The organism is Haladaptatus paucihalophilus DX253, from assembly GCF_000376445.1.
Lineage (GTDB): Archaea > Halobacteriota > Halobacteria > Halobacteriales > Haladaptataceae > Haladaptatus > Haladaptatus paucihalophilus.
Genome location: NZ_AQXI01000001.1, coordinates 1,480,693 through 1,505,581, shown reverse-complemented (window position 1 = coordinate 1,505,581; position 24,889 = coordinate 1,480,693). Strand labels below are relative to the sequence as shown.

General features: G+C 63.4%; 25 protein-coding genes. 14 read left to right on the top strand and 11 right to left on the bottom strand.

Annotated features, from left to right (window positions below; all coding sequences use genetic code 11):
• Nucleotides 1-46 precede the first annotated feature (46 nt).
• The 4 genes from B208_RS0108465 (at nucleotide 47) to B208_RS0108450 (ending at nucleotide 6,336) form a co-directional block, all read left to right on the top strand.
• On the top strand, nucleotides 47-778 hold the full coding sequence (locus B208_RS0108465) for a nucleoside phosphorylase (protein WP_026177784.1): 732 nt from the start codon (nucleotides 47-49) through the stop codon (nucleotides 776-778).
• A 75-nt stretch (nucleotides 779-853) separates the two neighbouring features.
• Nucleotides 854-2,746: a chloride channel protein gene (locus B208_RS0108460; protein ID WP_007976820.1), complete on the top strand. Its 1,893-nt coding sequence runs from the start codon at nucleotides 854-856 to the stop codon at nucleotides 2,744-2,746.
• Between the two features lie 165 nt (nucleotides 2,747-2,911).
• On the top strand, nucleotides 2,912-4,780 hold the full coding sequence (locus tag B208_RS0108455) for a chloride channel protein (RefSeq protein WP_007976823.1): 1,869 nt from the start codon (nucleotides 2,912-2,914) through the stop codon (nucleotides 4,778-4,780).
• A gap of 74 nt (nucleotides 4,781-4,854) precedes the next feature.
• Nucleotides 4,855-6,336, top strand: a complete 1,482-nt coding sequence (locus B208_RS0108450) for an HPP family protein (RefSeq protein WP_007976825.1) — start codon at nucleotides 4,855-4,857, stop codon at nucleotides 6,334-6,336.
• Nucleotides 6,337-6,351: 15 nt separating this feature from the next.
• Here B208_RS0108450 and B208_RS0108445 read toward each other — a convergent pair whose 3' ends face one another.
• A complete protein-coding gene (locus B208_RS0108445) occupies nucleotides 6,352-7,530 on the bottom strand; it encodes an NAD-binding protein (protein WP_007976827.1) in 1,179 nt (392 codons plus the stop codon).
• 349 nt (nucleotides 7,531-7,879) lie between these two features.
• Here B208_RS0108445 and B208_RS0108435 point away from each other — a divergent pair, with 349 nt between their 5' ends.
• The gene (locus B208_RS0108435; RefSeq protein ID WP_007976830.1) at nucleotides 7,880-8,155 is read left to right on the top strand and encodes a ubiquitin-like small modifier protein 1; all 276 of its coding nucleotides are present in this window, start codon (nucleotides 7,880-7,882) and stop codon (nucleotides 8,153-8,155) included.
• 155 nt (nucleotides 8,156-8,310) lie between these two features.
• Here the strand turns inward: B208_RS0108435 and B208_RS0108430 are convergent, their stop codons facing one another.
• Together B208_RS0108430 and gatD are read right to left on the bottom strand one after the other, a co-directional pair.
• Nucleotides 8,311-9,216: a GNAT family N-acetyltransferase gene (locus B208_RS0108430; protein ID WP_007976832.1), complete on the bottom strand. Its 906-nt coding sequence runs from the start codon at nucleotides 9,214-9,216 to the stop codon at nucleotides 8,311-8,313.
• On the bottom strand, nucleotides 9,216-10,457 hold the full coding sequence (gatD, locus tag B208_RS0108425; RefSeq protein WP_007976834.1) for a Glu-tRNA(Gln) amidotransferase subunit GatD: 1,242 nt from the start codon (nucleotides 10,455-10,457) through the stop codon (nucleotides 9,216-9,218). The genes B208_RS0108430 and gatD overlap by 1 nt, the downstream gene beginning before the upstream one ends.
• A gap of 81 nt (nucleotides 10,458-10,538) precedes the next feature.
• Here gatD and B208_RS0108420 point away from each other — a divergent pair, with 81 nt between their 5' ends.
• Nucleotides 10,539-11,012, top strand: coding sequence for a hypothetical protein (locus B208_RS0108420; RefSeq protein ID WP_007976836.1), 474 nt, complete (start codon nucleotides 10,539-10,541; stop codon nucleotides 11,010-11,012).
• On the opposite strand, the gene B208_RS0108415 is transcribed toward B208_RS0108420, so the two are convergent.
• The 3 genes from B208_RS0108415 to B208_RS0108405 all read right to left on the bottom strand — a co-directional run bounded on the left by B208_RS0108415 (nucleotide 11,009) and on the right by B208_RS0108405 (nucleotide 13,392).
• Nucleotides 11,009-11,740, bottom strand: coding sequence for a metalloregulator ArsR/SmtB family transcription factor (locus B208_RS0108415; RefSeq protein ID WP_007976838.1), 732 nt, complete (start codon nucleotides 11,738-11,740; stop codon nucleotides 11,009-11,011). The two genes, B208_RS0108420 and B208_RS0108415, sit on opposite strands and share 4 nt — an antisense overlap.
• A 106-nt stretch (nucleotides 11,741-11,846) precedes the next feature.
• A complete protein-coding gene (locus B208_RS0108410; protein ID WP_007976840.1) occupies nucleotides 11,847-12,653 on the bottom strand; it encodes a hypothetical protein in 807 nt (268 codons plus the stop codon).
• 106 nt (nucleotides 12,654-12,759) lie between these two features.
• The gene (locus B208_RS0108405) at nucleotides 12,760-13,392 is read right to left on the bottom strand and encodes a DUF1405 domain-containing protein (RefSeq protein WP_007976841.1); all 633 of its coding nucleotides are present in this window, start codon (nucleotides 13,390-13,392) and stop codon (nucleotides 12,760-12,762) included.
• A gap of 151 nt (nucleotides 13,393-13,543) precedes the next feature.
• Between B208_RS0108405 and B208_RS0108400 the strand changes: the two genes are divergently transcribed.
• Nucleotides 13,544-13,912: a DUF5802 family protein gene (locus B208_RS0108400; protein ID WP_007976843.1), complete on the top strand. Its 369-nt coding sequence runs from the start codon at nucleotides 13,544-13,546 to the stop codon at nucleotides 13,910-13,912.
• A 252-nt stretch (nucleotides 13,913-14,164) separates the two neighbouring features.
• Here B208_RS0108400 and B208_RS23800 read toward each other — a convergent pair whose 3' ends face one another.
• Both B208_RS23800 and tmk read right to left on the bottom strand, forming a co-directional pair.
• A complete protein-coding gene (locus B208_RS23800; protein WP_007976844.1) occupies nucleotides 14,165-14,728 on the bottom strand; it encodes a hypothetical protein in 564 nt (187 codons plus the stop codon).
• A gap of 28 nt (nucleotides 14,729-14,756) precedes the next feature.
• Nucleotides 14,757-15,350, bottom strand: a complete 594-nt coding sequence (gene tmk, locus B208_RS0108390) for a dTMP kinase (RefSeq protein WP_007976846.1) — start codon at nucleotides 15,348-15,350, stop codon at nucleotides 14,757-14,759.
• 110 nt (nucleotides 15,351-15,460) lie between these two features.
• Here tmk and B208_RS0108385 point away from each other — a divergent pair, with 110 nt between their 5' ends.
• The 4 genes from B208_RS0108385 to cofC all read left to right on the top strand — a co-directional run bounded on the left by B208_RS0108385 (nucleotide 15,461) and on the right by cofC (nucleotide 19,214).
• On the top strand, nucleotides 15,461-16,357 hold the full coding sequence (locus B208_RS0108385) for a complex I NDUFA9 subunit family protein (RefSeq protein WP_007976848.1): 897 nt from the start codon (nucleotides 15,461-15,463) through the stop codon (nucleotides 16,355-16,357).
• 202 nt (nucleotides 16,358-16,559) lie between these two features.
• Complete coding sequence (locus tag B208_RS0108380) at nucleotides 16,560-17,735, top strand: tubulin/FtsZ family protein (RefSeq protein WP_007976849.1); 1,176 nt, start codon at nucleotides 16,560-16,562, stop codon at nucleotides 17,733-17,735.
• Nucleotides 17,713-18,510: a hypothetical protein gene (locus B208_RS0108375; protein ID WP_007976852.1), complete on the top strand. Its 798-nt coding sequence runs from the start codon at nucleotides 17,713-17,715 to the stop codon at nucleotides 18,508-18,510. The genes B208_RS0108380 and B208_RS0108375 overlap by 23 nt, the downstream gene beginning before the upstream one ends.
• Nucleotides 18,511-18,608: 98 nt before the next feature.
• Entirely contained in the window at nucleotides 18,609-19,214 is a 606-nt protein-coding gene (gene cofC, locus B208_RS0108370) for a 2-phospho-L-lactate guanylyltransferase (RefSeq protein WP_007976854.1), read from the top strand.
• Between the two features lie 87 nt (nucleotides 19,215-19,301).
• On the opposite strand, the gene B208_RS0108365 is transcribed toward cofC, so the two are convergent.
• Nucleotides 19,302-19,472, bottom strand: coding sequence for a hypothetical protein (locus B208_RS0108365; protein WP_007976856.1), 171 nt, complete (start codon nucleotides 19,470-19,472; stop codon nucleotides 19,302-19,304).
• 32 nt (nucleotides 19,473-19,504) lie between these two features.
• Between B208_RS0108365 and cofG the strand changes: the two genes are divergently transcribed.
• Entirely contained in the window at nucleotides 19,505-20,593 is a 1,089-nt protein-coding gene (cofG, locus tag B208_RS0108360) for a 7,8-didemethyl-8-hydroxy-5-deazariboflavin synthase subunit CofG (RefSeq protein ID WP_007976859.1), read from the top strand.
• Between the two features lie 76 nt (nucleotides 20,594-20,669).
• Here the strand turns inward: cofG and cofH are convergent, their stop codons facing one another.
• The gene (gene cofH, locus B208_RS0108355) at nucleotides 20,670-22,022 is read right to left on the bottom strand and encodes a 7,8-didemethyl-8-hydroxy-5-deazariboflavin synthase subunit CofH (protein WP_007976861.1); all 1,353 of its coding nucleotides are present in this window, start codon (nucleotides 22,020-22,022) and stop codon (nucleotides 20,670-20,672) included.
• A 145-nt stretch (nucleotides 22,023-22,167) separates the two neighbouring features.
• Here cofH and B208_RS0108350 point away from each other — a divergent pair, with 145 nt between their 5' ends.
• Both B208_RS0108350 and B208_RS0108345 read left to right on the top strand, forming a co-directional pair.
• Nucleotides 22,168-23,187 (top strand): phosphoribosylaminoimidazolesuccinocarboxamide synthase, encoded by a 1,020-nt coding sequence (locus tag B208_RS0108350; protein ID WP_007976865.1) that lies wholly within the window; start codon nucleotides 22,168-22,170, stop codon nucleotides 23,185-23,187.
• Nucleotides 23,188-23,283: 96 nt separating this feature from the next.
• Complete coding sequence (locus B208_RS0108345; RefSeq protein WP_007976867.1) at nucleotides 23,284-23,928, top strand: class I SAM-dependent methyltransferase; 645 nt, start codon at nucleotides 23,284-23,286, stop codon at nucleotides 23,926-23,928.
• A 1-nt stretch (nucleotide 23,929) separates the two neighbouring features.
• Here B208_RS0108345 and B208_RS0108340 read toward each other — a convergent pair whose 3' ends face one another.
• The gene (locus B208_RS0108340; protein ID WP_007976869.1) at nucleotides 23,930-24,880 is read right to left on the bottom strand and encodes a formyltetrahydrofolate deformylase; all 951 of its coding nucleotides are present in this window, start codon (nucleotides 24,878-24,880) and stop codon (nucleotides 23,930-23,932) included.
• Nucleotides 24,881-24,889 lie beyond the last annotated feature (9 nt).

Sequence of the window (24,889 nt, the reverse complement as noted above, 5' to 3'; positions counted from 1 at the left end):
CGCGTTACAGCTACTCTTTTCTACCTCACCCCAAAACCCCTCGTCCATGGCAATGCAACCGCACCTACTCGTTGACGAGGGCGACCTGAACGACATCGCGCTGATTCCCGGCGACCCGGGGCGCGTGGACCGAATCGCGGCGCAGTGTGACTCTTCGGAGGTCGTCTCCGAGAACCGCGAGTACAAGGTCGTCAACGCGGAGTACGAGGGGACGCCGCTGACCATCTGTTCGACCGGAATCGGCTGTCCGTCGGCGACCATCGCCATCGAGGAGATGCACGCCGTCGGCGTCGAAACCGTCATCCGCGTCGGGACGACGGGTGCGCTCCAGACGGACATCGAAATCGGCGATATGGTCGTCGCCACGGGCGCGGCGAAAGACGAGGGGACGACCCGTCGCTACGAGAAGGACACCTACCCGGCGGTGCCGGACTATCACGTCCTCTCGGCGCTGGTCGATTCCGCGGAATCGAACGACGAGGACGTTCACGTCGGCCCGATTGCGTCCGACGACGCGTTCTACGCGGAAACCGACGAGTACGTTCGGTCGTGGGAAGAGGCGAACATCCTCTCCGTCGAGATGGAAGCGGCCGCGGTCTTCTCCGTCGCGCGACGCAAGGGCATGCGCTCGGGGGCCATCTGCACCGTGGACGGCAACCTCGTGAAGGGAACCCAGAAGGGCACCGACACCGAGGACGACGAACTGCCCGAGAAGGCGAAGAACAACGTCGAGCGCGCGATTCGCATCACGCTCGATGCCGTCGTATCGTTGGCGTAACCGAGAGCTGATACGGGGGTGATTTTCGTAAAACCGACCACAAGAGTGTAGCGGCTCCCGGTCGTGATGCTCTCTATGGGTGGAGGGGACGGGAGCGAGGAGGCGGCGAGCGACGAGCCCATGTTAGGGAAGGTTCGTTCGCCCCTCTCCCCGCATTCCCTCCGGTCGCTTCCGGCGGACAGCGACCTTCGAATGGTGGTGTTGGCGCTCGCAATCGGGATTATCGCCGGACTCGGCGCGGTGTTCTTCCGGTTCGCCATCTGGGTCGTCCAAGAGGTCTTCTACGGCCCGGCGCTCAATCCGGGGAGCGTCGAGTTCGCGCTCGTCCCGGTTCCGAACGCCTTTTCGATACTGTCGGCGCTCGGTCCGGTTAGACTCCTCCTCCTTCCCGCCGTCGGCGGCCTCATCGTGGGCGTCATCATCAAACTGACGACGCCGGAAGTGAAGGGCCACGGCGTCCCGAAGGTCCTCGAATCCATCCTCGTTCGGAGCGGCGAAATCGACCCGAAGATTTCGGTGTACAAGACGGTCGCCTCGTCCATCGCAATCGGTAGCGGCGGGTCGCTGGGTCGTGAGGGTCCCATCGTCCAAATCGGGAGCGCGGCGGGGTCCTTCTTCGGGCGGTACGTGGACCGAAGCGCCTACACCCGGACGCTGGTGGCGGCGGGTGCGGCGGCGGGTATCGCCGGGACGTTCAACGCGCCGCTGGCGGGCGTCATGTTCTCGTTGGAAATCCTCCTGGCGGAGTACTACCTGCAGAACGTCATCGCCATCGTCTTGAGTGCGGTAATGGCGACGGCCGTCGCGCGGTCGTTGCTCGATTTCACTCCCAACCCCGGCGTCCGCGAGTTCCTCGTTCCCATTCAGTACCACCTCGTCTCGCCGGTGGTCGAATATCCGCTGTACGTCCTGCTCGGCGTGCTCGTCGCGCTCGTCGGCGCGGGCGTCGTGAAACTCCTCTACCGCACCGAACACGTCTTCGAGGGGTTCGACCTTCCCCCCGTGACGAAACCCGCGCTCGGCGGGGCGCTCCTCGGTCTTTCAGCCCTCGTCACGGCGGTCGCGTTCGGCGTCTCCCCGCTCCGCGGTGCGACGTGGCTGTTCGGCGTTGGGTACGGCACGATTCGCCACAGCATCCTCGGCGATTTCGGATTCGTCCTGTTGTTGGTGCTCGCGCTGATGAAGGCCGTCGGGTTCTCGCTGTCGGTCGGGAGCGGCAGTTCCGGCGGGGTGTTCTCGCCGTCGCTGTACATCGGCGCGATGCTCGGCGGCGCGTACGGGGCCGTCGTCCACGCGCTCGTGCCCGGCACCGCCGGACCCGGTGCGTACGCGCTCGTCGGCATGGGCGGCATCTTCGCCACCTCCGCCCGCGCGCCGCTGACGGCGACGCTCATCATCTTCGAGTTGACCGGCCAGTACACCATCATCCTCCCGCTCTTGCTCGTCTGCGTCCTCGGCAACGAACTTTCGAACCGCCTCCTCCGCGGGAGCACCATCTACATCGAAAAACTCCGGGAGCGCGGAATCACGGTGCAAGAGCGCCGTATCGGCAGTCTGGAGGACCTGACCGCGAGCGACGTGATGACGACGACCGTCGATACGCTCCCCGCGGAACTGTCGGTCGAGGACGCGATTCCGACGATTCGAACCAGCGACCACGGCGGCTTTCCGGTCGTCGATTCCGAGGGGAATCTCGCCGGAATCGTCACGCTCACCGACCTCGAACCGTTCATGTCCGGTCGCGCCGAGGGAGAAACCGAGCGTCCCGAGGCGGAACAGACCGTCGGCGACGTGTGCACGACGGACGTCCATACCGTGACGCCCGGCGAGAACTTGCTGTCGGTCGTGGACAAGATGGAGTCATTCGATATCGGACGGTTACCGGTGGTCGAAGACGGCGGGGTGGTCGGAATCGTCACCCGGAGCGACGTGTTGGATGCGTACGACCGAATGCCGTCTTTCGTTTAAGAACGTCCACTTTTTCGGTCGTCTGCATATCGAAAGGGAAATCCCCCCTCGCTCAGTATAGGCACGCAAATGGGGTTATTGAGTTCATTACCTATCCTATCAGGGTCACAATCAACTACCGGTGATAGCTCTCGGGGGTTATCACTCGGTGACGAAGAAATACAGATGAACCTTATTGCGATCGTCATCGGAATCATTGCGGGACTCGGGGCGGTCGTTTTTCGGCTGACGATTTGGGCGGCACAGGAGGTCTTTTTCGGAACGACACTCAACCCGGGAAACGTCGAGTTCGAACTGATAGACTTTCCGAACGTGTTCGGCGCGCTGTCGTTCCTCGGTAACGCGCGGTTCCTTTTGCTTCCCGCCATCGGCGGCCTTCTCGTCGGCGTCATCGTCGTGCTGACGACGCCGGAGGTGAAGGGCCACGGCGTGCCGAAAGTCATGGAATCGATGCTCGTTCGCGGCGGGAAGATAGACCCGAAGATTTCGGTGTACAAGACGGTCGCCTCCTCGCTCGCTATCGGCAGTGGTGGATCGCTGGGTCGTGAGGGTCCCATCATCCAAATCGGGAGCGCGGCGGGGTCCTTCTTCGGTCGCTTCATGGACCAGAAGTACACCCGGACGCTGGTGGCGGCGGGTGCGGCGGCGGGTATCGCCGGAACGTTCAACGCGCCGCTGGCGGGCGTCATGTTCTCGTTGGAAATCCTCCTAGCGGAGTACTACCTGCAGAACGTCATCGTCGTCGTGTTGGCGTCCGTGATGTCCACCGCCGTCGCGCGGACCATCCTCGAATTCACGCCGAATCCCGGCGTTCGGGCGTTTCTAGTTCCCGTCGATTATCAGATGGTCACGCCCATCGTGGAGTTCCCGCTCTACATCGGCCTCGGCTTCGTCATCGGCCTGTCCGGTGCCGCCGTCGTCAAGATGCTGTACGGTACCGAACACGTCTTCGAGCGCCTCGACCTGCCCGAGTACGTGAAACCCGCCATCGGCGGTCTGCTCCTCGGTGCCACCGTTCTCATCAGCACCGTCCTGCTCCACGAGTCGGCGCTGACGACCGCTGACTGGCTGTTCGGCGTCGGTTACGCGACTATCCACTCGGCCATCGCGGGCGACCTGACGCTCAAGATCATCCTCGCGCTGGCGATTCTGAAACTGCTCGCCTTCTCGTTCTCGGTCGGTAGCGGCAGTTCCGGCGGGGTGTTCTCGCCCGGTCTCTACATCGGCGCGATGATCGGCGGGGGATTCGGCATCCTCGCCAGCATGCTCTTCCCCGGCACCGCGGGACCCGGTGCGTACGCGCTCGTCGGCATGGGCGGCGTGTTCGCGGCGACCGCCCGCGCGCCGCTGACGGCGACACTCATCATCTTCGAGTTGACCGGCCAGTACACCATCATCCTCCCGCTGCTCGTCGTCACGGTCATCGGCAGCGTCGTCACCCAACGCCTGCTCAACCGCGGGACTATCTACACCGAGAAGCTCCGAGACAAGGGCATCACCGTGCAGGAACGTCGCATCGGCAGTCTGGAGGATCTGACCGCGAAAGACGTGATGACGACGAACGTGGACACGCTCACGACCGGTTCCAGTTGCGAGGACGCCCTCATGATGTTCCAGCAGACGAAACACCACGGGCTTCCAATCGTCGACGAGAGCGGCAGTCTCGTCGGTATCATGACCCTGACGGACCTCGAATCCGAACTCACCAACTCCATCATCCACACCATCGAGGGCCGCGAGGAGATCAACCTACCGGACGAGGAACTCGCCCCGGTGGAGAAGATCGGAACGACCGAGGTGCTGACCGTCCCGCCGTCCGCGAACCTGCTCTCCGTGGTCGATATCATGGAGAAGTTGGACGTCGGCCGCATCCCCATCGTGGACGAGGAAAACCACCCCGTCGGAATCGTCACTCGGAGCGACATCCTCGACGCCTACGACAACATTCCCGAGTTGTCCCGAGGGACCGAAGTCGATATTCCGGTGGTCGCCGAATCGAAGCTCCCCAACGTCAGTGCCGACAAGCAGGACTGAGAATCGATCTGACCGACCGAATCGGTCCGATTCGGCAGGAACGCATATAGTTCACGCTGGAAAACCCTTCGTTGATGCGCAACTGGTTGCGGACGATGTACGAGCGGTCGTTAGCGCGCGCTCGACGCGTCAGACGCCGCGAAACCAAGGAGTTTCGTCGCTGGTTGGAAACGAGTGCGAACCTCCGCCATCTGACGGCGTTGATAGCCCTCCCGCTGCTCATCGCCGGAATTACGGCGCTCTCCGACCGCATCGAAGAGCTTTCGTTCCTGCTCTATCCGCCGCTCGCATCGGGTACCTACACCCTCTTCAGCGACCCGGACGGACGATACGCCTCGCCCCGGAACTTCGTCGGCGGCCTCGGCACGGGCGCGGTCTGTGGCTGGTTTTCCGTTCTCTTCTCGGAGGCGTTCCTCAACGTCCCGGAGATACAGCCATTGCAGGCCCACCCCGTCACCGCGGCGCTCGCCGTCTTCCTAACCATCGCAGCGACGTGGGCGCTCTCGCTCGAACTTCCGGCGGCGTTCTCCACGTCGCTGCTCGCCGTCGTCGTCGGCGTTCACGACCCGTACTACGTGGCGAGCGTCATCGTTTCGAGCGTCATCGTCATCTCGGTCTTCGGTGCGTGGCGACGGGAATTCTATCAGAAACGGTCGCGCTATCTCTACCAATCCACGAACGGTGACGATCACGTTCTCGTGCCGATGCGGGGACAGTACGCCGAGGGAGCGGCCATGTTCGGCGCGAAGCTGGCGTCCGCCCACGACGCCGGAAAAGTCGTTCTGGTGGACATCGTGGACGATACCGCCATCGAGAACGCGAAAGGGGACGACGGGGACGGGACCGATCCGACGCTCGTCGCGCGCGAGAACGCGGAACTCGACGCCGATGGGGTGGCAGAAACGCAAGCCGCGGACGAAGCGGCCGCCCGCCTCGAACGACAGGCACAACGGATTCGAACGCGGGTTGGTGTCCCCTGTGAAGTCGTCATCGCCGGTGACGGGAGTAAACAGTCGCGGACGATACTGCGGACGGCCCGCGAGACGAACTGCGACCTCATCGTCACGCCCTACGAGGAGAAACACGGTAGCCTCTCGCCGTTCGTTCGCAAACTGTTCCGCGGGAGAATCGACGCCATCGTCTATCGACCCGCCCCGGACACCGACTCGGCGGACGCCCGGAGGTACGGGTGGAAGCGAATCCTCGTTCCCGTCCGACGGGCTGGCGACACGGCCCACGCGATGATCGACTTCGCCCAACGTCTCGTCGGTCGAACTGGGACGGTGAGCGTTTGTACCTGCATCGACCGTGAGTCGGAGCGGCGGAGAGCGGAATCGACCCTCGCCGACCTCGTAGAGGCGTTCGAGGGGTCGTTCGAGACGCGAATTTCGCGGGACCACATCGAGCAGTTCCTGACGGCGAACGACGACCACTACGACCTCATCTTCATCGGGGCGAGCACCAACCGAAGCGCCGCGTCGCGGTTCATCTCGCCGCCGACGTTCGAGCGACTGCACGAGGTCGAATGCGACGTGGCGGTCGTCCACCGCGGTTGAATCGCGCGAAACGGCTCAGAAATCGTCCAGCGTTCGGTTCGACGGCTCGCCCGCCAACTGCGCCGCTAACTCCTCGACGTGTTCGCCGCCGAGGGCCGCCTGAACCAGCATGCGACCGATGAGCGCCGGACTGACCACGATGTCCGCACCCGCCCGACGGAGCTTTCGCACGTTCTCGCGCTCGGTGGCGGCCGCCACGATTCGAATGTCCGGGTTCAACTGCCGAGCGGTCAGGACGGCGAGCGAGTCCGCGGCGTCGTCTTCGGTGGCGACGAGCACCGATTTGGCGCGGTCGATGCCGACGCGCTGAAGGACGTCTTCATCGCTCGGGTCCCCGTGGATGACGGTTTTCTTCGCCTCCCGGAGGTCCTCTACGAGGTCAGAATCCTCCGCGACGACGACGTATTCGGTTCCTCCGTCGAGTTCGTCGAGTATCGATTCCGTGAGCAGGTGGCCGTAACCGAGGACGAGCAAGTGGTCTTCCATGAGGTTGATGTTCGTGTTCGTCGATTTCCCGAGCGCGCTGGCGAAGCTGTTTTCCAGAATCGGTGCGAAGAGCACGCCCAGCGCCGCCGCGAAGCTCCCCGCGCCGAAGACGATGACGGTCATTCCGAACGCACGAGCGACCGTGGTCGTGGGGTGAATGTCGCCGTACCCGACCGTACTGGCGGTGATGAGCGTGAAATAGAACGCGTCGAACCACGTGTTTAGGTCGGCGAAGTTCGTGCGTAGCGCGTACGCGCCGATCGTCCCGTAGAGCTGTGCGCCGACGACGGCGGCGGCGGTGGCGACTTGCGCCGCCGACAGTTCGACCGGTTGCTGAAACCGCGTTCGAACGAGGAACAACGCGGGAAGCGTGAGGAGCGAGAAGACGACGAGCGGAAGCGAGTACGGTGTCGACTGGAGGAGGCCGTGAATCGCGGTGACCGGCAGCAAAATCGCGCTCGCGTACCACGCCGCGCGAAGGCCGCGACGAAGGCCGACAGCCGCGACGAGGAGCAGAAACCCCACGATGGTGCCGGTGTACGAAGTGGCCTGACGGACGGCGCGCGGAATCAGTCCCCCGAACAGGCCGCCACCGGTCGGACCTGTCGCGGTGGTCACGAGACCCGTCGCTATCGAGAGCAGCGCGACCCCGATCACCAGCCATACCACGACGCGCGCCGACGTGAACCGCCGGACCCCCCTCGCCATACGACCGTTCGTGCGACGGCCGCCGCGATAAATCGGGTGGCCGAACGGTCACGTTTCCCACTCGAGTCGTGGCCGGAACGGACCCGATTCGTGTCGCCGAATGACAAACCTCGGCGATTCGACCATCCGAATCTTTATGTCGGATACCGGGACCAATCCGCCCCGATGGTGACGGAGACGGGGCTGATACGGATTGCGACCGCGGTTGCGCTAGCGATAGTGATGAGGATAGAGATATTCGTCCCGGCGTCCGTCTGCGGGCAGTGCCTCTCCCGTCCCGAACCGCGTCCGTCACGAAGATCCTTCGCGGAAAGAAAGTCACTTGCCGTCGCCGCCCGTTCCATCGTCCATGCAGTGGAAACTCTTCGCGGACTTGGCCGAACTCGCGGGACAAAAGGAGGTGTCCGTGGACGCCGAACCGGGCGAAACCGTCGGCGACGCCTTGGACGACCTGCTTTCTCCCCGGCCCGAACTCGAAGACCGCGTGTTGGACGACGATGGCCGCCTCCGCGACCACATCAACGTGCTCCGGAACGGGACCAACGTCTTCACCGAAGACGGGTTGGACACGACCCTCGAATCGGGCGACGAGTTGGCGCTCTTCCCCCCCGTTAGCGGCGGATAGCGCGTAATTGTGGTCGTCTTCCGGACGACGGAGCCGCTGCTCTCGGCATCGACGCGTCGTCCGAGTCACGAAAGGAAAAACTGCTAACCGCCGCGGTCCGTCAACAATCGACCGTCAACAGCTGGCGCCAACAGCTGGCCGTCAACAGCTGGCCGTCAGCGGTCGTCCTTGGTCAGGTCCATCCCCATCACGAAGTCCGGCTCGTCGGAAATTTTCACCCGGCAGTAGGCCGTATCGGTGACGAACCGAGGTGTCTCGGGGATGAGGACCCGCGTTTCGTCCGCACCGCGTTCCGCGGCGTCGCGGGAAATCGCGGCGAACAGCGAGCGCGCGGCGTCCGCATCCGTCCACGCACCGACGGCGTATTCGACGAACGTCGTCGTCTCATCGTCCTCGTTCGTTCGCTCCTCTTCGCGGGAGAGACACGCGAACCCGTGCGTTCCGTCCTCCTGCACGACGAGGAGTTCGTCGTTCTCGGCGCTTCGATGGAGTCCGGAGCGGGTCAGCTCGGACACCGCCCACGACTCCTCGAAGTCGAGGGCGAGGCCGCGGAGATGTGCGCGCGCGTCGCTCTTGCTCCAGTATCCCCACGCGGCGTCCGCGTCGTCGGTCACGGTCATGACCGGGTCGGCATCGGCGTCGGGTTCGGGGTGCGCCCACCGAAACTCCGTAATCGGGTCGTAGCCCGTCGCCCGCGATTGGCCGAGTCCGGCGATGTTCCACGAAAAGACCATGTTGCGGAGCACGGTCGCCCCCTGCGCTCGCGCCCAGTCGAACAGTTCGTGGGTCATCCGGTTTGCGACGCCGTGTCCGCGGAAGTCGGGATTGACGCGCATTCCCTGTCCCCACGCTTCCCAGTCCGAAAGCATGACGCACTGGACGATGCCAGCGATGTCGTCCCCGGCATCCGCGACGACGGTGTACCGGTCGTCGCCGTCTATCCAGTCGTGGTAGACGTGCGGGATGTAGTCGCTGCCGTCCCGGTCCGCCCACGTGTTCTCCGTGAACGCCGCGACCGCATCGTAGTCGTCGTGGGTCGCCTCGCGGAGTTCTATCTCCATTACTCCCATGGCACCGACCGCTCCGTAATCTCGCCCGCGATGGGTTCCTGCATCGTCGTCGCGGGGTCGTCGCTGTTCGCCAGCGACCACATCAGCTTCACCTTCGCGGTTCCGGGGAGCATGTCCTCGCCCTCGATGATGCCCGCGTCGAGCAGGTCGCGGCCCGTGTCGTACACGCGGTCACAGACGCGGCCGCCGAGACACTGACTGGTCATGACGACGGTCGTCCCGTCGTCAACGAGTTCGCCGATTCGGTCCACCCAGTCGGAGTGGACGTGGCCCAGTCCCGTCCCTTCGAGGACGAGTCCGGCCTTCCCATCGGCGTAGTCGAGCGCTTCCACGCCCATCCCCGGCGTGAACTTCAGGAGTTCGACGTCGCTTTCGAGGTCGTCCGCGAGCGCGAGTTCCTGTGTGCCTCGTTCGTCGTACTCGCGTCGGAACGTGACCTCCTCGGCGTCGTAGTCTACTTCTCCGAGCGGTTCCGCGCCGATGGTCTCGAACGCGTCGCGGCGCGAGGTGTGGTTCTTCCGAACCCGCGTTCCGCGGTGGAGCGCGCAGGTGTCGTCGCTCTCGCTGGCGTGCATGCAGACGAGAACTTCCGCGCAGTCGGCCTTCGCGGCCTCGACCGAACAGACGGCGTTCATCACGTTGTCCGAGGACGGCCGGTCGGCCGAGCGCTGGCTTCCCGTGAACACGACCGGAACGGGGGTGTCGAGCATGAACGAGAGCGCGGACGCGCTGAACTGCATCGTGTCCGTCCCGTGCATGACGACGACGCCATCGGCGCCGTTTGCTATCTCGTCGTACACGGCCTGTGCCAACTCCCGCCAGACGTCGGGCGTCATGTTCTCCGACAGGATGTTTGCGACGACGCGACCGCGGTAGTTCGCCCGTCCGGCGAGGTCCGGTACCGCGCGAAGCACGTCCTTCGCGTCGAACTGTGCGGTCACCGCGCCGGTGCGGTAATCGACCGTCGAAGCGATGGTTCCGCCGGTGCTGATGAGCGAAATGGTCGGCAGGTCCGGGTCGAATTCGACGACCGACGAGTCGTCCGACTCCTCGTCTTCGATATCGTAGACCTCGGATTCGAGCACCTCCACGTCCGACTGGTCGCGGTCGATACCGACGTTGTATCCCCCGTCGAGTTTGACGACGAGATTGTCCGGCGTCGTGGAGGGAAGCAGTACGCCCTCGTAGGTTTCGTCCGCTCGCTCGACGCGAACGCGGTCCCCTGGATTCATACCACGGGGTAGCGCGCCGTTCGACTTGAATCCACTCGTTTCGGGGAAAGGCACATTACCCACGGGAGTCAATTCGGAAACATGACCCAGCGCACTCGGACGCGCGAAGCCGACGACGACATCTCCGACCTCCTCAGCGACATCGACGGTGATAGCGAACAGCGCACGGGGGGAAGCGAAAGCCGTCGGAGTCGCGCAAAAAAGCGCGTCGGGAATCTGTTCTCGGTTCGCTACTTCGGCCTCGCGACGGTCGTGTTGACGGTGGCGATGTTCTTCGGCGGCGTCATCCCGTTCATCGGTGGTTTGACCGGTCTCATCGCCATGTTCGCCGTGTCGTTCCTACTCGGCGCACTGACGAGCGAGTCGAAAATCGCCGAAACCGCGCTCGCCGGTGCGGTCGCTGGCGGTCTGACGTTCGCACTCAAACATATCGTCGCCCTCACGGTTGGGGGCTTCCCCGTCGCCGCCATCGGTCTCGTCTCCGGCCTGCTCGTCGCCGGTTTGGGCGCGTACTTCGGCGGCGATTTGCGCGACGGCCTGACCCGAGACCTCTAACCGGTCAACGTCCACTCGTCGTTTTCGCGGTCCCGTTCGACGACTCCCCGCTCCGCCATACTCTTGAGGTGGCTCTCGACGATTCGTTCCGGGGCTTTTATCTCTCGACTTATCTCGACCGTCGTCTCCGCACCCGCCGCGAGCGCGGCCAAGATTTCGGCTCGAATCCTGTTCTCGCCGTCTCCGTCCACAGCCTCGCTCAGCGAGTCGAGGACGCTCGTCATCCGCCCGTGAACCCATCGCTGTGCGAGCGACAGCTCGCTCTTCAGGTCCTCCAAACAGTTGAGTTCGGCGGCGAGCTCTGCCACCTCGCTCGCTTCGGAGTCGCTTATTCGCTCGACGTCGTGCTCGATGTCATCCTCGGCGTCGTCCGCGGGTTCGACGCGCTCGTTGAGATACTGGACGTTCAAGGAGAGATACTGACACGAGCTCACGTCGAGGTTCGGACTCGCGGGATACGCGCTCTTCATTCCGAACTCGTAGGGGGAAACGTCGACTTCGAGCCGGAGGTTCCGCGAGATGTTGAAATACTTGCGGCGCTGGTCGTCGGTCCGACTTTCGACTAATCCCGCCTCCTCCAGTTTCCGGAGGTGGTCGATGACCGCCTTCGGGCTGACACCGAGATAGTCGCTTATTTCGGTGACGTAGCAGGGTTTGTGTGAGAGGAGCCGCAGGATACGTCTTCGGTTTTCGTTTCCCAGTATATCGAGCAGCGCGGCGGAGTCCATTCGCGCTCACAACTTGGCAACCCGGACGGAAAAGGGTGTCTCTCGGCGTCAAACGGTGAAATCTCCCGAAAAAGAGTGGATGGACGGCGTTTCCCTGCCGCCAGCGTTAGTTTCCGTTTCCGCTGCCGTGTCCGTTTCCGTTACCGACACCGACGCTTCCGTTCCCGCCGTTGCCGTCACCGTTTCCGACGCCGATGCCGACGGTACTGTTGCCGTCACCGTTTCCGATGCTGATAGTTCCGTTCCCTCCGATTCCAGCTCCGGGGTGTTCACCACTCGCGTTTCCCGTTCCGTTTCCCACTCCCGGTGCGCTCGTGGAGTTGTTCGCGTTCTCGGCACGGAGGTTGACGCTGTGCATCGATTTGGCCACCGCGGCTATCTCGGGACCGCCCACGGTGTTGGCCTGCTTGTCGAGTTCGTTGACGTCCCTTACGCGCGCTCCGACCGTCACGGCGCGCGGTCTGGTCGCGTTGATGGAGTGTTGGACCGCGCGAATCTCACCGATCAACTGGCTCATTTCCGACTGGTACTTGAGCTGGCTGATCTGTCCGTCGTTGCGCGCCTCGACGAGCTTTTGCTTTCTGTCTCGAAGGCTCGCGAGCTGGTTTTTCATGTCGCCGACGTGGTTGCTGACGAGCGCCTTCTGTGCGGATTTGTTCTTCGTCTGGTTGAACCGGGCGACCCACATACCGGTATCGACCGTTCCTTGCGCCTGCGTGGTGCTGACCTGCATGAACGACGATATTTCTGCACCGAGGGTGCTGTTGTCGTCCGCTTGTTGGTTCGCTTGGAACGATGCCGCGGTGATGTCATCGGCCTGCGTGTTTTGCGTCGGTGCCCCGGCGGTCGGGACGGCGAGGGCGAACCCGGATAGAGTAAGGACGACTAAGAGGACGGCACGAGGGGAGTTCATCAACAGGCCATTACCACCCGCTGATTAAAAAGGGGGTAATTCGTTCGTTCTGTTCACGGGCCGAAATGAGGGTGCGAGAGACGAGAAGAACGTTTAAAAACAACGCTCAGTCGTCCAATCTCCCCATCGCGTGGGAGGCGGCGAAGACCGAGACGAAGGAGAGTGCAACAGTTATTAGGGGAAGCACAAGGCCGACCTCGTACCGAAGCGGCGGGTGGTAGCCGAAGCCGTAGTCGAGAACGTCACTGCCGAGCGACACGACGAGCGCCGCGGCCAGCGCGCCCGTGGTCGTCTTCCCGTAGTTCGGGATGAGGTACGCTTCGGCGACGAACCCGAGATGGGTGATGATGATGCCCCAGTAGTCCCAGAGGGCCTGTTGGTCCCACGGCGGGCCGAAGTAGAGCGAGAAACCGAGGTTGAGCGCGAGGAACGTCCAGAGTCCGAACTTGACCAACCAGACGAAGGCGAACGTATTGAGATACGCGAGCGGGAGGTTCTGTGGCGCGTCGGAGAGTCGATTCCCGAGATTCGGCAGGAGCGTAAAGAGCGAGGCGGCCATGAGCGCGAGCGCGGTCGGAGAATCGGCGTACAGCGGCCAGAGAAACGTCGGGAAATTCGGCATCGTCCGGATGTAGAAGTCGAGACCGACGAGGATGGCGGCGACGTTGACGACTATCAACCAGACCAAACTCGGCGTGTTCTCCAGATAGTAGCGGGCGTAGCGCTCGGGAATTGCCATATTGTATCCGCGTTGCGAGTTACTAAAAGAACTGCTATCACCGTTGCAGGTCCGAAACGGGTGGAACGAACGACGGGTAGATTTGTCCTTCTTCATAACTGTTCGGCATAACTACTATATAATTATTGGTCCTTGTGTGCTATTGACTATCATGTTTGAGTCGTTTTCCAGCGGCTACTACCTCGGGCGATTGTACGTCGAACCACACGACGGTGAACACGCGGTCATGAGCCGCGACGAACACGAGTCCGTGAACCAAGCCCTGTACTCCTCCGGTGAAGGCGTCGAGCGGTTGGACTGGCCGCTCGTGATGAAAATCGACCAGCAACACTTCCCCGTCCACGCGGAGGAGGGCGTTCCCGAGAACACGCTCGCGCTTCCCGATACCGTGCTCGAAAACACGCAAATCCGGAACCCGCCGGAGTTGAAGGAGGTTCTGCTGGCGAAAGCGGACCGCGCCGAACAACTCATCCGGTACCACCGCGAGCATCCCGGATTCGGAAACACCGGCGCGGTGTAAGCGACCGACCAGCGGGTGTAAGCGACCGCCGACCGCACGTTCTCACGGTGCCGTGCTCACCAGGATGCACCTTCTCGCGCGCCATCCGGTACGCAAAAGAGTACGGACTTCGTATCTCCGGGTATGGTTTCGGCCGCCACGATGCTCGGACTCTTCGTCATCATCCTCGTCAACACCGTCATCACGGCGGTTGTCGTTCGCTTCTTCCGTCTCCGCCTCTCGACGCGCTGGGGAGCGGTCGTCTACACGCTCCTACTCGTCCCGCTCGTCTACGTCGTCACGACCATCGTGTTGAGCGGCGTGGTCGGGTTCGGGGGCAGCGGTATCCGAGACATCGGAACCGCCCTCATCCTCATCTGGGTGCTTCCGTTCTCGCTCGGCGTCTCCATCGACCTGTTCTGGATGCCGCCGCCCGAGGAGGTCGAATTGCCGGACAACTCGCGTAAGCAACAACAGGGTCGCTGAGGGAACCACCGTCACCCATCCCACCCCGAACACGACCGCGAGGGGTTCCCAGAGGTAGAGGAGGCTCGCGGGACCTATCAGCGTCGCCGTGAGACCGACGCCGACGAGCGCGCGGAGCCACGGCGCTGGCGAACCAAGCCCCACCGCCAGTATCGCGTCCAGCAGGTCGAACAGCAACAGCGCGGCCACGAGATATTTCGTCCGCACGCGAACCTGCGAGGAACGCTCCGGTCGCTCGGGCAGCTTGAACAGCGGAACGACGAGTCGAATCTGCTCGGGAAGCGAGAGCGGCGGCAGGTGCATCGGCGGCAGCGTGAATCCGAGTCCCGAATCGTCGTCCCCCTTAGTCATAGGTGACGTACGCCCTCGACCGTCAAAACTACTCGTCCGCGTCCTCGGTGACGCGTTCGATGGTGGAGACGACGCTCTCGATGACGTCCTCCGGCGACTGGGTCGCATCGACTCGGACGAACCGACCGGGTTCCGCGTCCATCAGCCGTTCGTAGTTCGATTGTACTTGCGCGAGGAAGCCTGCCTGTTCGAACTTGTTCGTCGCGCCGCTCCGCGCCGCGCCTGTCTCGGGGTCCACGTCGAGGTAGATGGTGCAGTCAGGCGGGCGCGTCCACGGCTTGTGGACGCCGATGATGTACTCCATCGGGCGCGAGACGACCCCATCCAGCGCGACGGCCTGATAGGCGTATCGGGAATCGGAATAGCGGTCGGAGATGACGAGTTTTCCCTCTTCGAGCGCGGGACGAACGGTGTCCGCGAGGTGGGCTGCGTGGTCGGCCGTGTAGAGGAACAACTCGGCGACCGAATCCGCGTCGTCGTCCTCGATGGAGCGGTTCACGGCCTCGCCGTACCACGAGTCGGTCGGTTCGCGGGTGAACACGGCGTCGGGGAACTCCTCGTGGAGCACTTCCCAGACGGTCGTTTTTCCGCTCCCGTCGAGTCCTTCCAGCGTGAGCAGCATAGCGAGACGTTCGGGTCGCTGGGTAAAACGTTCGGGGTTTCGGACGGGAACCGTCGAACGAGTTTCTTGTTGGCAGGTATCTTTAGGTCCGTTCGTCACCTATCTGAACTATGAAGATTCTCGTGACCGGCGGCACCGGTTTCATCGGCCGACACCTCGTCCGCGAACTCCACGACCGGGGACACGAGGTGACCGCGCTCGCTCGGAGTCCCGACGAGGCGGCGTTTCCGGCGGACGTCGAGCGAGCCATGGGTGACGTGACGGCCTACGCGTCCATCGAGGGAGCGTTTGCCGGACAGGATGCGGTCATCAATCTCGTCTCGCTCTCGCCGCTGTTCGAACCGCCGCGCGGGCTCAACCACGTGCGCGTCCACCTCGGTGGAACTCGAAACGTCGTCCGGGCCGCGGAGGAACACGGCGTCGGAAAAATCGTCCAGATGAGCGCGCTGGGTGCGGACCCGACGGGGCCGACCGAGTACATTCGAGCCAAGGGACGGGCCGAGGAACTCGTGAAGGGGTCCGACCTCCGGTGGACGATATTCCGTCCGTCGGTCGTCTTCGGCGAGGGAAGCGAGTTCCTCTCGTTCACGAAGAAACTCACGCCGCCGTACCTCGCGCCGCTTCCCGGCGGGGGAAAAACGCGGTTTCAGCCCATCTGGGTGGACGACCTCGCGCCGATACTGGCCGACGGACTGGACGAATCCCACGACGGGAAGATCTACGAAATCGGCGGCCCGGAAGTGTTGACCCTGGCGGAAGTTGCGAAACTCGCTCGACGGGCCGAGGGGCAATCGGTTACCGTGCTCCCCATCCCGATGGAACTCGCGGGCGTCGGGCTGAAAGTCGGCGGCGCGATTCCGGGATTCCCGATGGGTGCGGATCAGTATCGATCACTGAAGTTCGACAATACGACGTCGGACAACGATGTTCGGAACTTCGACATTAAATCCGAAGAATTGACTACGCTGGAGGAATATCTCGGGATTGAGTCCGTCGATCCGACATAACACAAACGAGACCATTCTGGATATATGCAGACTTAAAGAGGGGGCATATGATACAAATTAGGTCGGAAAGGAAACTGCACCAAAATCCGATGCCGTATTGCGTTTTTGTGTTGTGAATGTCTGCAGTTTGAAACAGAACATACCACAAAGTTTATGTCCTCTTTCCTTCTGTTCTTCTCTCAACGGAGAACGGTACCGAAAAATGAAACTCGCGATGATCGGATTTGGTCAGGCAGGCGGGAAAATCGTTGACAAGTTCCTGGAGTACGACCAGCGAACACAGAGCGGCATCGTCCGTGCGGCTGTCGCCGTCAACACCGCCCGTGCTGACCTCATGGGCCTGCAGCACGTCCCGGAGGACAATCGGGTGCTTATCGGACAGTCCCGCGTCAAAGGACACGGCGTGGGTGCGGACAACGAACTCGGCGCGGAAATCGCCGAAGAGGATATCGACGAAGTACAGGGCGCTATCGACAACATCCCCGTTCACGAAGTGGACGCCTTCCTCATCATCGCCGGAATGGGCGGCGGTTCTGGAAGCGGTGGTGCACCAGTCGTGGCGAAACACCTGAAACGCATCTACACCGAACCTGTCTACGGGCTGGGTATCTTGCCCGGCGGCGACGAGGGGGGAATCTACACGCTGAACGCGGCGCGTTCGTTCCAGACGTTCGTCCGCGAAGTGGACAACCTGATGGTGTTCGACAACGACGCGTGGCGCCAATCCGGCGAGAGCATGGAGAGCGGCTACGAGGAGATTAACGAAGAAATCGTCACCCGTTTCGGCATCCTCTTCGGTGCCGGTGAAGTCGGCGGCGGCGATGACGTCGCGGAAAGCGTCGTCGACTCCAGCGAAATCATCAACACGCTCGCGGGCGGCGGCGTTTCTACCATCGGCTACGCCGCGGAAGAAGTGGAGATGCAGAACTCCGGCGGCCTTCTCTCGCGCTTCACCGGCGGTGGCGGCGGACGGGCCGAGGACACCGCACACACGACGAACCGCATCACGAGCCTCGTCCGAAAGGCGGCGCTCGGTCGTCTCACGCTTCCGTGTGAGATTCAGGGAACGGAGCGCGCTCTGCTCGTCATGAGCGGGCCGTCGCACCACCTCAATCGGAAAGGTATCGAGCGCGGCCGGAAGTGGCTCGAAGAGCAGACCGGCAGCATGGAAGTTCGCGGCGGCGACTACCCCGTCAACGAACCCAGCGTGGCCAGCGTCGTCCTGCTTTCGGGCGTGACGAACGTGCCACGCATCAAGGAACTCCAGCAGGTCGCCATCGAGGCGCAGGACAACATCGACGACATCCAACAGGAAAGCCAAACGAACCTCGAAAATCTCGTCGAGGATGATGAGGATGAACTCGACCCGTTGTTCTAAGCTGTTCGCCCTGCTCCTCGTCGTCACGCTCGCCCTCTCGGCGGTCGCACCCGCCACGGCGATTTCGACGGAGCAGAGCGGCGTCCCGAACGACGCGGCGGTCGGCGATTCGGTGACGGCGAAGCTGACGCTCACCGACCTCTACAGTGACTACGAGCAGTGGACCCTGAACGGGGAGACCGAACTGACCGACGTGACGTGGACCGTCACGACGTTCGACCAAGCGGGCAACCAGAAGGCGAAGGAGTCCTACGACGGCCGGTCGTTCAATCACTCCCTCGCCCTCGACACCGACGCGAGCAAGGCGGTCGTGAAGGTGTCCGGCACCGTTCCCGAGGTCGAGAACTTCACGTTCGACCCGCAGCAGGAGTTCACGTTCGCCACGCTGAGCCAGACCCGGAAGGGCGGCAACAGCGAGGAAATCGAGACGTGGACGGCGAACTACCACACCGAGGACAGCAAGAGCGCCCGTGAGGCCATCGTCGGCGCACAGGGTGCCATCGACGACGCTCCCTCGGGTGCGAACACGAAGGACGCCGAAAGCACCCTCGACAACGCCATCTCGGCCTACGAGGCGCAGAACTTCGACAACGCCATCGACCTCGCCGACAAGTCGAAGAAGAGCGCCAACTCGGCCGCGGACAAGGCCAAGCAATCCGAACAGCAGAACAAACTGCTGATGTACGGCGGCGTCGCGGTCATCGGCCTCGTCGTCATCGGCGGCGCTGGGTTCTGGTACCGCTCCCAGCAGCAGGACAACTACCGCCTGCGCTGAATCGGCTTCCCCGTTTTCGCAACCGCTGAGGTAGCCGTATTGCGACCACGCTTCCTCGTTTCGCAACCACTTAACCCGTCACCCGAGTAGCGTCGCGTATGCAGGTGGTGGTGCCGTTCGCCGCTGGCGAACCGAAGACGCGACTCGCCGAGACGCTCACGGCAGCCGAGCGCCGCGAGTTCGCGCTGGCGATGCTCGACGACGTTTGTGCGACGATTCGTTCGACCGGCCGGGAGCCGCAGGTGCTCACGACCCGCCGCATCGACATCGACGCGCCGCTCGCGGTGGACGAACGACCGTTGACGCCCGCCGTGAACGGGGTGTTGGCCGACGGCGACCCCACCGCAATCGTGATGGCCGACCTCGCGTTGGCGACGCCGACGGCGCTGGAGCGGCTCTTTTCGGCCGACGGCGACGTCGTTCTCGCGCCGGGTCGCGGCGGCGGAACCAACGCGCTCGTTTCCCGCCACCCCCAGTTTCGGGTGGATTACCACGGCACATCGTATCTCGACCACCGCGAAATCGCGCGGGAGGTGGGTGCGTCGGTCACCGAACTGGACTCACACCGCCTCGCAACGGACGTCGATGAGACCGCGGACCTCGCGGAGGTGTTGCTGCACAGCGAGGGGACCGCCCGCGATTGGCTGCTGGACGCGGGCTTTTCGCTCTCCGTGACGGGTGGTCGGGTGTCGGTCACGCGGTGAACCGCGAAGAAAAGCCGAAGCGCCCCGTCAGAGCGCCAGCTGAACCCAACCGAGCCACGGAATTCTGAGCTTCGCCTTGCCGACGATCTACGACGATTTGATAGGGCCGCTCATCGGCCCGCCGATACCACGGTAGACCTGGTCGTACTCGCCGTTGTGGTCGCCTTTGGTGATGAACCCGGCGTGCGGTGCGGGGCAGTTCGGAAGCTCCTCGCAGTCGTCGGCGCCGCCGACGTACGCCTCGTCCCGAAGCTCCAAACCCTTTTACCCCCAGTCCCGTAGCCCACATCATGATTCCGGGGGCCGACGAGTACGACATCGACATCAGCTTCGACGAAACGGACGTGGACCGACTCCTCGCCGTCACCCCGGCGGACGCCTCGCCCGCCGACGCGCTGACCTACGCGAGGAACGTCTTCGTTCCGCTGACGACGGCGTGTCGGTACACCTGCACCTACTGCACGTACTTCGACGCGCCGGGCGAGGCCTCCCTGTTGTCTCCCGAGGAAGTCCGGGAGATGCTTCGAACGGGCGCTGACTCGGGGTGTACCGAGGCGCTGTTCACCTTCGGCGACGACCCCGACGAGCGGTACACGCGGGTACACGAGCAGTTGGCCGACTGGGGTCACGACTCGATTCACTCGTACCTCCGCGAGGTGTGTGAAATCGCGCTGGAGGAGGGACTGCTCCCGCACTCGAATCCGGGCGACCAGACGCGCGACCAGATGGAACTCGTCGCGGACGTGAACGCGAGCATGGGCGTGATGCTGGAGACGACGGCGGACGTGGACGCCCACGCGGGGCCGCGGCGGAAGAGTCCGGGCCAGCGCCTCGCCACCATTCGGAACGCGGGCGAACTCGACGTGCCGTTCACGACCGGACTGCTCGTCGGTATCGGCGAGGACTGGCGGGACAGAGCGGAAAGCCTGCTGGCGATTCGTGAACTGCACGACCGATACGACCACGTACAGGAGGTCATCGTCCAGAACGTGGTGCCGAACGAACGGTCCCGCTTCGAGCGGCCGTCGGTCGAGACGATGCGCCGCGTCGTGGCGATGGCGCGGGTGGCGCTTCCCGACGAGGTGTCGGTGCAGGTGCCGCCGAACCTCTCGCCGACGCGCGACCTGCTTGATTGCGGCGTGGACGATTTGGGCGGCGTCTCGCCCGTGACGGACGACTACATCAACCCGGACTACGCGTGGCCCGCCGTACGTGAACTGGAGGACATCGCGGAATCGGCGGGCGTTCCGCTCCGCGAGCGCCTCCCCGTTTACGAGCGGTTCGTGAACGAAGGTCGGGTTTCAGACCGGATTCGAGCGGCGCTCGACGCCGACGGCGAGGCCGGGGAACGGTACCGTTCCGCGATGGACCACCCGTAATCGTCGCTTCCGGTAATCATCGTTTCCGAACGGTCGCGTCGCCGTCGTACTCCGCACCCGAACCCCGCTCGGTTCGTCAGTCGAGCAGCGGCGTTCCGTCGGCGCACGGCCCGAGCGTGGGGCCGAACGGCGGGTCGTCGGGGTCGATTTCACGGATTTGGCGATAGTCGGTCGAACGCTCCGCCGGGACGCGGCCGATGGCGGTTATCATTTCGACGTACTCCTCGAACGAGCGGAACTCGCCGAACTGCCCACCCGCCCGCTTCGTAATTTCCTCCGAGAGGATGGTGCCCATGAAGTCGTTCGCGCCACACGAGAGCATCTTCAACCCCTGTTCGTCGCCGTACTTCACCCACGACGATTGGATGTTGTCGATGTTATCCAGAAACAGGCGGGAAACGGCGATGAGTAGTTCGTCCTCGTGGGTGCTCGCGCCGTTTTCGACCATGCCGCGCTCGTACAGCGGCGTGTTCTGGTGGACGAACGAGAGCGGGACGAACTCCGTTATCGCGCCGGTTCGGTCCTGTAGCTCCCGGAGTCGTTCCAGATGGAGGACGCGGTGCATCTCGTTTTCCACGTGGCCGTACATGATGGTTGCCGTGGTGTCGAGGCCGACGTTCGCGGCGGCCTCCATCGCCTCCATCCACTCGTCCGTGCCGATTTTTCCGGGACAGATGACGCCGCGCACCTCGTCCACCAGAATCTCCGCGGCGGTGCCCGGAACGCTGTCGAGGCCGGCAGCCTTCAGCTTTCGAAAGACGTCCTCGTAGCTCCAGTCAGTGCCGCGGCGAGCGTGGTAGGCCTCCTCGGGCGTCATCGAGTGGACGTGGATTCCGCGGAGGCTCATCGCGCGTATCTGCTCGGTGTACGTCGCGGGGTCGATCGTGTACTCGTCCGGCGATTTGTAGTTCAGGTCGCCCCGTTCGCTCGCTTCGAGGAGTTCGAGGTGGTCGTCGTCCAGCGCCATTCCGGGATGCAGGCCGCTGACGGACGTCACTTCGTAAATCCCTCGTTCGCGCGCGTCGGCGACGATTTCGCGTGACTCCTCGGGCGTTTTCGTGAATCCGCCGTGCTCCTCATCCGAACCGACCTCGAAGTTCTGGGCGGTGTTCTTGAAGTTACAGAAGAGACACCCCGTGTTGCACGCCGTCGTGACGTTGTTGTTCAGGTTGGCGACGAAGGTCACGCGGTCCCCGACGACCTCCTCGCGCCGTCGGTCCGCGGCTTCCAGCACGCGCTCCTTTCGGGTGATGTCGATGCCGGGACGGTCGGTGCCGGTCGTCAGCAGTTCCACGCCGTCGGCGACCGTCAGTCGGTCGCCGTTTCGCGCCCGTTCCAGCGCGTTCTCGAACGATTGGTCGGTTTCGGGTACGTGTTCGAACCCAAACCCCTCCCGAGGTACGTTGCTCTCCGCGCGCACGTTAGTCATGCCCCATCAATCCCGTCGGACCCCCAAAAATCGCCGGGTCACGGCAGTCCGTATCGCATACATATGTACATCTTTCGGCCACATGTCGGTGCAGTTCAGCACGAAGATGGAAACTACTTAGTCGGGGGGCGGCCGACCCAACACCATGACGAGTGTGAAGGAGTTCCGGGTCGAACGCGAACCGACGCCGGACTCGCTCGGGCGCGGGTCGTTCGTGTTCACGGACGACTACTCGGTGTTCGATTGGGGCAAGATGCCCGATACGATTCCCGACAAGGGTGCCAGCCTCTGTACGATGGGCGCGTTCAACTTCGAACGACTGGAAGAGGAAGGTATCCCGACCCACTACCGCGGCGTCGTTTCCGACGACGAGGTCGTCCCCCTCTCGGACGTCACCGAACCGCCGACCGAGATGGCCATCGACCTCACGCAGGTTCCGAACCTGCCGCGCGAGGGGCGCGACTACGACTACGACCTCTTTCATAGCGGCGCGGACGACAACTACCTCATCCCGTTGGAAATCGTCTTCCGCAACAGCGTACCGGTCGGGTCGAGCCTTCGACGACGGACCGACCCGGAAGACCACGGGCTCGACTTCCCGGAGTGGCCCGACGGGGCCGTTCAACTCGAAGAACCCGCCGTCGAGTTTTCGACCAAGTTCGAGGAGAGCGACCGATACCTCTCGCGGAGCGAAGCCGACGAAATCGCCGGAAAGGCCGACGTGGACGAACTGGAGCAAATCGCTCACGAGGTGAACGACTTCGTTACCCGGCAGGCTGCCAAAGCGGACCTCACCCACGAGGACGGCAAAATCGAGTGTCTCTACTACGACGGCGAGATTCGCGTCGCCGACGTGGTTGGAACCTTCGACGAGAACCGATTCACCTTCCACGGCCAGCAGGTCAGCAAGGAGTCAATCCGCCAGTACCACAAGCGCGAGCAGACCGAGTGGGTCGACGCGGTTCGAGACGCCAAGGTCGAGGCGAAAGAGCGCGACGTGGCCGACTGGAAATCGCTGTGCTCGGTCGAACCGCAACCCCTCCCGGACGGCGTTATCACCGCCGCCCGAGACCTCTACACCGCGGGAACGAACGCCTACGTCGATAGGGACCTGTTCGACGCGCCGTCGCTGGAGGACGCGGTGATGGCCATCAAGAACCTGTAACGCGGACTTTCGAAACGACGGCACGAACGCCGTCGGCGAACCTTTTTATACGAGACCGAACCATGGAACGACAGTACGGTTTCACCGTTCCGACCCATGCCCCACGAGAGAAACGACGTTCGTCGCGCCTACGACCGAATCGCGGATGACTACCTCGCCGAGCGAAACGGCAGCGACGAGGAGAGCGAGGACATCGCCCTCTTGGCGGAGTTCCACGGCCATCTCCCCGACGACGCCCGCGTCCTCGACGCCGGATGCGGTGCGGGCCGTCCCATCGCGGAACTGTTGGCGACTCACACGAACCTCGTCGGCGTCGATTTCTCCCGCGAACAGGTCGCCCGCGCCCGCGAGAACGTCCCCGAGGGGCAATTCTGCCAGGCCGATATGACCGCGCTCGGTCTGACGGACGAGGCGTTCGACGGTATCTGTGCGTATCACTCCGTGATTCACGTGCCGACCGACGAGCATCCCGACGTGGCGAGCGAGTTCTATCGCCTGTTGCGTCCGGGTGGCCACCTCCTGCTCACGGTCGGTTCCACGGCGTGGGAAGGGAGCAACGACGATTGGCTCGGCACCGGCGTCGAGATGCACTGGAGCGTCCCGTCCCCGGACGAGAGCGTCACGACACTCGAAAACGCGGGGTTCGACGTTCTCTGGCGACAGACCGTCAACGACGTTTTAGGTGGCGACACCTGTTTCGTCTTGGCGCGAAAACTCGACCCCGAGGACTACAATCAGTAGGTCAGTCGTCCGACTTGCCCACGGTAATCGTCCCATCGACGGGTCCGTCGGGCGTCACGTCGTCGAGTTCGTCCGGCATGCCGAGGTGGTAGGTTTCGTCTCCGCCGTCGCGGAGTTCGGTCCGGCCGCGGCGAATCTCCACGTCGTCGTTCAGGTGCAGGCGCACGGCTTCGAGCAGGGCGTCGGCTTCGAGCGGTTGGCCTCGCTCGCGTAGTTCATCGACGCTCGCGCCGTCCGGCACGTTGAACGCCCGCTGGGTGATAATGGGACCTTGGTCCAAGTCGGTCGTCACGTAGTGGGCGGTGACGCCCGCTATTCGCGCGCCCGCTTCCTTCGCTTGCCGGTACGCCTTCGCGCCGGGGAAGGCCGGAAGCAGGCTCGGGTGGATGTTGATGATACGCCCCTCGTACCGGAAGACGACGTTGGGGCTGAGGATGCGCATGAACCGCGCGAGGACCACGAGGTCGACATCGTAGTCGTCCAACAGAGAGAGGAGTCGCTCCTCGTCGTGAACGCCGCGTTCGTCGCCGACGTCGTGGAACGGGATGCCGTGTTCCTTCGCAACCGGTTCGAGGTCGTCGTGGTTCCCGATGACGACCCCGATTTCGGCGTCGAATTCGTTGCGCTCATCGAGGAGTCGCCGGAGACAGTGTGACTCCTTGGTGACGAGCACGGCGACCTGTCGTGAGTCGCGCTCCGACGGGAAGCGGACGCGAACGTCCACGTTGAGGTCGTCGCCGAGTTCGGCGAGGTCGCGCCGGAGTCGGTGCTTGCTCACGGACATCTCGCTCGTCTCGACGAGTATCGTCATGCGGAAGACGCCTTCGCGGACGGCTTGGTCCACGTCCTCGATGTTGATTCCGCGCTCGAAGAGGAGGGTCGTGACGCGGGCGACGAGTCCGGTATCGTCGTCCCCGACGACGGTGATTTCGGTCAGCTCTCGGTGGTTCATCGCTTCACC